4 protein-coding genes are annotated in these 1,930 nt (G+C 60.9%); all 4 read right to left on the bottom strand.

Annotated features, from left to right (window positions below; genetic code table 11):
- Positions 1-381: multicopper oxidase domain-containing protein (locus tag A3754_RS25320; RefSeq protein WP_156497229.1), on the bottom strand; the 381-nt coding region annotated here is incomplete at its 3' end.
- 35 nt (positions 382-416) lie between these two features.
- The gene (locus tag A3754_RS25315) at positions 417-818 is read right to left on the bottom strand and encodes a hypothetical protein (RefSeq protein WP_231880792.1); all 402 of its coding nucleotides are present in this window, start codon (positions 816-818) and stop codon (positions 417-419) included.
- Positions 819-851: 33 nt separating this feature from the next.
- Entirely contained in the window at positions 852-1,487 is a 636-nt protein-coding gene (locus A3754_RS25310; protein WP_063521679.1) for a LysE family translocator, read from the bottom strand.
- Positions 1,488-1,738: 251 nt separating this feature from the next.
- Positions 1,739-1,930 (bottom strand): DUF411 domain-containing protein (locus A3754_RS25305; protein WP_304439873.1); only part of this gene is annotated, 192 nt, incomplete at its 5' end.

Below are 1,930 nucleotides of genomic sequence, written 5' to 3'. Positions count from 1 at the left end.
GGGGGCGATGCCATCGAAGGACAACCCCGGCACGCCGTCCATCTGGAAGGGCAGCAGAATGCCGTGCCAGTGTATGGAACTGGTTTCAGGCAACAGGTTGGTCACCTTGAGGGTGATGGTGTCACCTTCTTTCCAGCGCAGGGTCGGGCCGGGAATGCCGCCATTAATGGTGGTGGCCGGGCGGGTCTTACCGGTGATATTGACGTCGGTTCCGCCCAGCGTCAGGTGAAAAGTATCACCGGTGAGGGTCGGGGCGCCGGTATGGCCCTGGCTGGCCAGTAGTTGACGGGCGTTGAGGCCAAGCCCCAGCCCGGCGGCACCCAGTGCCAGGCCCTGCACGAAACGACGTCGTGGCAGGGAAATCTGCGATTGCGTTTTCATTGGAATACTCCTGTTTGTTTGAGAAAAAAATCAGCTCAAACAGACAGGGACGGTGGGCGTAACGGCAGGCGATGGATGCCGGCGTGAACCGTTGTAATGAGGGAGTCTGTGCCGGGGGGCGAGGGGATAAAGGCATTTGCCACGAAGGCAGTGTCACTGGCAGCGGTGATCTGGCACAGGGTGATGCATTGGCAGCTGTCGCTGCCTTCGCAGGCCTGCATCTGCGCCATGTCGTGGCCGGCGGTCATGTCACCGTCGGGCGTGTCGGCAGAGTGGTGACAGTGTGTCATGGAGGAGGGCGTCATGGGGCTGTCGGTAGCCGTGGACATGGCCATGGTGAGTGTATTGGCAGACAGCAAGCTGCTCACCACCATCAGGGTGGTGGCGAGCAAGGTGGCGATCATCGCCCGGCATTGTCTTCTCGATACACGTGACATGCTTGCATTATTGACCTTGGGGTAACCCCAAGGTCAAGCGGTTCGGATCAGTGAATTGATGACCACACTGGCGGCGATGATCACCAGTAGCACGGCGGTGGCTCGCTCCACCCAGTGGTGGTGGTCGCGTAACCAGGGCAGAAAGCGGCTGCGTCCCAGCAGGATGGCCACCAGCACATACCAGCCGCCATCGATAAACATGGCGGTGAGTACGATTTGGGCCCGGGCGAGGTGGCTCATGTCCGCTTCAAGAAACTGGCTGAACACGGCGAGGAAAAACAGGGCCACCTTGGGATTGAGGAACGCCACCATGAATCCGTCCCGGGCGGCGCCGCGAAGCACGCTGCTGCGCTTGCTTGAATCCGCGGCGGGTAGCGGCTCGCGGCCGGCCTGCCAGCTTTTCCATGCCATCCACAACAGGAACATGGCCCCGGCCATGGAAAAAAGCTGCTCCAGTACCGGGTAACGGTGGAACAGGATGGCCATGCCGGTGACGGTGGCCGCCGCCCAGATGCCGATGCCAAGGGCGTGGGTCACGCCTGCGATCGCGCCGGCCCGGTGGCCTCCGTGTAGGGTGTGGCGGGTCACCACCGCCAGGCTGATGCCGGGGGCCATGGCCCCCAGGGCACAGATGCTGGCCAGCAACAGCCAGTCGTAAAAAGGGAGCATTCAGGATCTCGTTACACGCAAAGCAGACACTTTAGAGGGTTGCCATGACAGGTTGAAGAGAGGGGCAGCAGTGAGATGCGATTGGGCGGCAAGCAGTTGAAAGTTCAAAGTTTAAAGTTGAAACGCGAAGTTGATGCCCGTGACTGATTGGCGGCTTGGGGCTTCGCGGTTCAACGTATAGGGGCGCGGGCAAGGCATAAAAGATGGCAAGCCCTTTCTCGCGCTTTTGAACTTTCAACTTTGAACTTGGGCTAATTCCCCGGATGGTGGCTGAACACCTCGGTGCCGTTTTCATCAAACAACAGCACGTCGTAGGCGTCTTTGCGGTCGCCCATTTCCATGCCGGGTGAGCCCACCGGCATGCCGGGGACGGTGAGGCCGCGGGCATCCGGGCGTTCTTCCAGCAGGCGATCCACATCGGCTGCGGGCACGTGCCCTTCGAT

Source organism: Alcanivorax sp. HI0083, from assembly GCF_001635175.1.
Note: the sequence above shows the minus strand (reverse complement) of the source record. Positions and strands in the feature narration are given on the sequence as shown.